The sequence below is a fragment of the Novosphingobium sp. 11B genome (assembly GCF_054589055.1).
Window position 1 is genome coordinate 82,366 of the sequence record NZ_BAAILP010000247.1, and the last position, 5,714, is coordinate 88,079.

4 protein-coding genes are annotated in these 5,714 nt (G+C 67.3%); all 4 read right to left on the minus strand.

What is annotated here, in order from left to right:
- A partial coding sequence (locus ACYPYD_RS22325; RefSeq protein ID WP_459665597.1) for a PAS-domain containing protein occupies window positions 1–2,171 on the minus strand: 2,171 nt, incomplete at its 3' end.
- A gap of 57 nt (window positions 2,172–2,228) precedes the next feature.
- Window positions 2,229–3,404, minus strand: coding sequence for an FIST N-terminal domain-containing protein (locus ACYPYD_RS22330; protein ID WP_459665598.1), 1,176 nt, complete (start codon window positions 3,402–3,404; stop codon window positions 2,229–2,231).
- A gap of 62 nt (window positions 3,405–3,466) precedes the next feature.
- Window positions 3,467–3,892 (minus strand): DUF779 domain-containing protein, encoded by a 426-nt coding sequence (locus ACYPYD_RS22335; RefSeq protein ID WP_036525934.1) that lies wholly within the window; start codon window positions 3,890–3,892, stop codon window positions 3,467–3,469.
- A gap of 109 nt (window positions 3,893–4,001) precedes the next feature.
- The gene (gene adh / locus ACYPYD_RS22340; protein ID WP_459665600.1) at window positions 4,002–5,522 is read right to left on the minus strand and encodes an aldehyde dehydrogenase; all 1,521 of its coding nucleotides are present in this window, start codon (window positions 5,520–5,522) and stop codon (window positions 4,002–4,004) included.
- Window positions 5,523–5,714 lie beyond the last annotated feature (192 nt).

The window sequence follows — 5,714 nt, forward strand, 5'->3', positions numbered from 1 at the left end:
AGCTGCGCCGGCTTCACCGGCTTGTTCAGCAAGGGCAGCGCCAGTTCAGCCAGTTGCGCCTTGGTCTCCGGCCCGCGATCGGCGGTGATGACCATCGCCGGGACCGCCCGCCCCGCCTTCTCGCGCAGCATCGCCACCGCGCGGTCACCGGTCAGCCGGTCATCGAGGTGGTAGTCCACGATCAGCATCGCCGGTCCCTGCTCCAGCGCAGCCAGTGCGGCCGCGTCGGATGGATCGTTGGCGGTCACCACGTCCAGCCCCCAGTTCTCCAGCAGTGCTTCCATGCCCGCAAGGATGCCCGGATCGTTGTCGATCACCAGAACCAGCCCGCCTGCCCCGGCGCGCGGAGCGGCGGGCATCGCGCCCGGCTCCTCCAGCGAGGCAACCGGGTCCACGCGCGGCAGGCGGATCGAGAAGGCCGCGCCCGCCCCCGGCGCAGTGTCGAGTTCGATCCCGTGGCCCAGCATCGTCGTGACGCGGCGCACGATGGCGAGCCCCAGCCCCTTGCCGGGTATCTTCTGCGTCTTGCCGACGCGGCGGAATTCCTCGAAAATCTCGTCGCGATCGACCTCGGCGATGCCCGGCCCGGTATCGCGCACGGTGACGACGACGTCCGCGCCCTGCTCCACCACCTCCACCGTCACGCTGCCCTGCTCGGTATAGCGGATCGCGTTGGACACGAAGTTCTGCAGCACCCGGCGCAGCAGGCGCGCATCGGAGCGCACCCACAGCCCGGTATGGGGCACCGTGAACGCCAGCCCGCCCGCGCTCGCCAGCGGCGCGAACTCCACCCGCAGCGCCGAGAGGATCGCCCCGAGCGACAGGTCCGCGAACTCGGGCTGGATCGCCCCCGCATCGAGGCGCGAAATCTCGAACAGCGCTTCGAGCAAATCCTCGACCGAATCGAGCGCGGTGGATGCCTGATGCACCAGCGAACGCGGCCGTTCGGCCATGGCCTGACCGTCCATCGCCGAAACGAACAGCCGCGCCGCGTTCAGCGGCTGCAGCAGGTCGTGGCTGGCCGCCGCGATGAAACTGGTCTTGGAGCGGTTCGCCGTCTCCGCCTCGTTCTTCGCCTCGACAAGTTGGCGGTTCACCTCGACCAGCTCGGCGGTGCGCTCGGTGACGCGGCGCTCCAGCGTCTCGGCAGTCTCGGTCAGCGAGCGTTCGAACTGGATATGATCGGTCACGTCATCGAACGTGAAGACCATGCCGCCGTTCTTGAGCGAGACCGAACGCACGGTGAAATAGCGCCCGCGCATCGTGCAGTTGGCGACGACCCGCGCCCCGCCGCCCTCGCGCCAGTCGAGCGCTTCCACCCGGTCCAGCCCGCATTCGCCGGTGCACCAACCCGACAGCGCCTCATGCGTGTCGATGGCGGGACCGTCCTCGGTCAGCGCCAGCACCGTGAGCATGCCCTCGTTCCACGCCTGAAGCTGGCGCTGGGCGTCGAACAGGCAGACGCCTTCGGAGAGCGTGTCCAGCGTCGCCTGCAGCGCCAGGTTGCGTTCGGCCAGTTCGCGGGCACGCTGGCGGGCATCCTCGGCCTTGACGGTGGTGATGTCGGTATAGATGCCGACGGTGCCGCCCTCGGTCGTGCGCAATTCGTTGATCTGGATCCAGCGGCCGTCGGCCAGCGCCTGAACGTGCGCGCCCTGGGCACGCTGGTGCTGCGCCATGCGGTCCTTGAGCCAGCGCTCGGGGGCCATGCGCGAGCCCATGGTGGCGCCGGTCTGCGCGAGGCGGCTGGCGAGTTCGGCGAATTCGGGCGCATCGCCCTGCACGCCTTCGAAATTGGGAAAGATCTTCAGGTAAGCGCGGTTGCACAGGACCATACGGTCTTCCGCATCGAACAGCGCGAAGCCGTCCGACAGCGATTCAATGGCATCGCGCAGCATCACGCGGGCGGCGGTGGCATCGCCATGAGCGGCGGCGAGCTGCGCATTGACCGTGTTGAGCCGCTCCAGCGCCACCTCCAGCGCGCCGGTGCGGTCGCGCACCATGGCGTCGAGCGAGATCGCCGTCTCGAACATCGAGAACGCCCCGCCCTGCATGTCGGTGGAGCGCTCCACGCGGTCCATCAGCGCGGCGTTGATCTTCTCCAGCTGCGCGATGCGGGCGCGCAGGCGGGCGGTTTCGGTGTCGCGGGTTTCGGGGTCAGTCAGGGCCATGATCGTCTCCCGACCTCACACCCACTTCATTATTGCGAGCAAGGGGGCAAGGCATCGTCATGGCCGTGCCGGTTCATCCACCGCCCGCCCGATCGCCAGCCCGCTGAAGGTCTGGTTCATGTGCGCGGCCAGGAACTGCTCGCCGTACGTGCTGAACCCCAGCACGTTGTTCTCGACATAGATGTCGGAAACTTCGCGAAGGATCTGCCGGTCCTCGGCATCCAACCGGTTGAGCACGCAGTCGAAACCGATGATATGATCGATCTCCCCCACCTTGCGCGAGACCGACTGGAACAGCTCGCGCATCCAGGTCAGCCGGTCCACCGGCTCGCCGATGGTCAGGACGACGCCGGTGTCGATCGCGCAGTAGAAGGTCAGCGAACCGTCGGGGTTCGCGCTCTGCACCGAGCGGACATGGAACTGGCCGCCGGTGCGCACCATCGGCGGATGGGCGGCGAAGAAGTGGACGTCGAGTTCCTCGCCCGGAGAGCCGGAAAGCCGCAAGTATTCCTCGGCGGCGGGGGCGGCGTTGATCTCGTAGACGGTGCGGGTTTCCGGGTCCGCCTCGGTGATGACCATCTTGGCCGGGCCGGGGCGGTAGTGATTGGCGCAGAAGACGTGCATCGGGCGGCGGCTGGTCAGCACCGCGATCACCGCCGCGTCGGAGTGGAAGCGCCCTTCGTGCAGCACCGCCGTCTCGCGGAACGAGAGTCCGTCGCCGCTGGAGCCGCCGATCAGCTGGACGTCGCCCAGCGCGTGCTGCGCGGTCATCGTCAGCAGTTCCTCGCGGTGCGACAGGCCGTCCACGAAGAACAGCGCCACCTGATGCAGATCCTCCGCCGCGCCGTGATCCAGCCGCGCCCCCGCGACGAGCTGGCGGATAGCGCCCTGCGCGGTCACAGGGTCGAAGTTGTCGAGATCCTCGAACCGCAGCGAAGCCATCGAAAAGCCGGCGGCGGGAAAGCCGATCAGCAGCAGGCTGTCGGTGTCGTAACCCCGGCTGGTGAGTTCGCCCGCGCTGGTGCAGCCGATCAGCGGCACCCCCGGCAGCCGGGCGGTGAGCACGCGCGCCAGTTCCTCACGCGGGTAGCGGTGCGAGCAGAACAGCAGCGCGCCTGCCAGTTCCACGCCGCCAATGGCCTCGACCAGTTCCGCGACGGCATCAGCCGGGTCCTGCGCGTGCGAGACACAGGCCACCAGCGGGCGGTCACCGTCGTGAATCTGTGCTGCCATTCGCATGTCCCTCTCCTTCCGGCCGCCCTCTTCGGTGCGGTCCGTGACCCAAGCGCGAAAGTCTAGGCCGAACCGCCCCCACCGCCAAGCGCGTTCGCATCATCGCCCCGCAGTGGGTCACCTGCCGCTTCGAGCGCGGCGTTCTCCTCATCGGTGAAGATGCGGCTGCGCACGATGAAGCGTACGCCCTCAGGCGCCTCCAGGCTCATGCCCGAGCCGCGTCCAGGCACCACGTCGATGGTGACCTGGGTATGACGCCAGTACTCGAACTGCGCCGCGCCGATCCAGACGCGGGTGTTGCCGATGAGCGAGCCGAGCAGCACGTCCTGCGCACCGACACGGAACTCGCCCTCGGTGAAGCACATCGGCGCGGAGCCGTCGCAGCAGCCGCCAGACTGGTGGAACATCAGCGGGCCGTGGATGGCGCGCAGCCGCTCGATCCATTCCTCCGCCGCCGGGGTGGCGAGGATGCGGGCCGGGAGGCTCATGACGCCGAAAAGCGGCGGATGGCGTGGGGGCCATCCGCCGTTTCGAGGTATCCGGCGCCGTTATGGTGGCGGGACGCCGGGTTGAGAGCTCTTGGCGAACCCGCCACGATCAGAAGAAGCCGAGCTTCTTCGGGCTGTAGCTGACGAGCAGGTTCTTGGTCTGCTGGTAGTGATCGAGCATCATCTTGTGGTTCTCACGACCGATCCCCGACTGCTTGTAGCCGCCGAACGCCGCGTGGGCGGGATAGGCGTGGTAGCAGTTGGTCCACACGCGCCCGGCCTGAATGCCGCGGCCGATGCGGTAGGCCCGGGTTCCGTCGCGCGTCCATACCCCGGCGCCGAGGCCGTAGAGCGTGTCGTTGGCGATCTCCAGCGCCTCCTCGTCGGTCGAGAACTTGGTCACGGCAAGCACCGGGCCGAAGATCTCTTCCTGGAACACGCGCATCTTGTTGTGGCCCTCCAGCACGGTCGGCTTCACGTAGTAGCCCTGCGCCAGTTCGCCGTCATGCGTGGCGCGCTCGCCGCCGGTCAGCACCTTGGCGCCTTCATCCTTGCCGATCTGGATATAGCTGAGGATCTTCTCCAACTGGTCGTTCGATGCCTGCGCACCGATCATCGTCGCGGCGTCCAGCGGGCTGCCCAGCTTGATCGCCTCGACCCGCGCGATCGCCTTCTCGATGAAGGCATCATAGATCGATTCGTGGACCAGCGCACGGCTCGGGCAGGTGCAGACCTCGCCCTGGTTGAGCGCGAACATGGTGAAGCCTTCGAGCGCCTTGTCGAGGAAGTCGTCGTCGTGGTCCATCACGTCGGCGAAGAAGATGTTCGGGCTCTTGCCGCCCAGTTCCAGCGTGCAGGGGATCAGGTTTTCCGACGCATACTGCATGATGAGGCGGCCGGTCGTCGTCTCGCCGGTGAAGGCGATCTTGGCGATGCGCTTGTTCTGCGCCAGCGGCTTGCCCGCCTCGATGCCGAAGCCGTTCACAATGTTGAGCACGCCCGGCGGCAGCAGGTCGGCGATGACTTCGGCCAGCACCAGGATCGACATCGGGGTCTGCTCGGCGGGCTTGAGCACCACGCAGTTGCCCGCTGCCAGCGCCGGGGCCAGCTTCCACGCGGCCATCAGGATCGGGAAGTTCCACGGGATGATCTGGCCGACGACGCCCAGCGGCTCGTGGAAGTGATAGGCGATGGTGTCGTGGTCGATCTCGGCGATCGAGCCTTCCTGCGCCCGCAGGCAGGATGCGAAGTAGCGGAAGTGGTCGATCGCCAGCGGGATGTCGGCGGCGGTCGTCTCGCGGATCGGCTTGCCGTTGTCGATCGTCTCGGCCAGCGCCAGCTTGTCGAGGTTGGCTTCGAGGCGGTCGGCGACCTTGAGCAGCGTGTTCGCACGCTCGGTCGGAGAAGCCTTGCCCCAGGCGTCCTTGGCGGCGTGCGCGGCGTCGAGCGCCAGTTCGATGTCCTCGGCCGTGCCGCGCGCCACCTGGCACACGACCTGCCCGGTCACCGGCGAGATATTGTCGAAGTACTGACCCTTGACCGGGGCCACCCACTTGCCGCCGATGAAGTTGTCGAACTTCTCGCGGATGAGCGACTCACCCGAGAATTTGCCAATGGCCTGTTCCAGCATCCCAAATCTCCGAACCTGACCCCCGTGGGGTTTCGACAGGCAATGTGAGCCGATGGGCGCGGCAGGCCAATTGTACCTTGGGACGATGCCCTTCGACAGGATTTGGGTGTGCGGTGGGGGCTTCGACAGGCTCAGCCTGAGCGGGATTTAAAGACCGGCTCTTAAAACCGCTCAGGCTGAGCCTGTCGAAGC